The following is a 363-nucleotide window of genomic DNA, read 5'->3' on the forward strand; positions in this document are numbered from 1 at the left end:
CCACGGTGTGGTTCATGACTGGGGTGAAGTCGTAACAAGGTAGCCCTAGGGGAACCTGGGGCTGGATCACCTCCTTATCGACACTGTCTACTGCTCGCGGCAAGTGCTCACAACGAATTACCTGATCTTATTGCTGGCTTAGCCGGCAGTGGCAAGCGTGCTCATCATAGAGCGCGCTTCTCACTGTTCTCTGAACAGCCGCTCTTTAACAATGTGAATCATGCTGACGATAGATGTGTGCGCCAAGCGCATGTCTATCAAACGATATGTCGGAGAGGTCCGACAGATTCGTAATCCTTGACAGACCCCTTGGGGTTATATGGTCAAGCGATTAAGCGCATACGGTGGATGCCTTGGCAGCCA

General features: G+C 52.3%; 1 rRNA gene. It reads left to right on the forward strand.

Annotated elements, in window-relative coordinates:
• Positions 1-77: ribosomal RNA gene (locus IZU87_RS17420) — 16S ribosomal RNA — on the forward strand; the annotation flags it as partial.
• Positions 78-363: the final 286 nt, after the last annotated feature.

This window comes from Cobetia sp. MC34 (genome assembly GCF_018340035.1).
In the GTDB taxonomy this organism is placed as follows: domain Bacteria; phylum Pseudomonadota; class Gammaproteobacteria; order Pseudomonadales; family Halomonadaceae; genus Cobetia; species Cobetia amphilecti.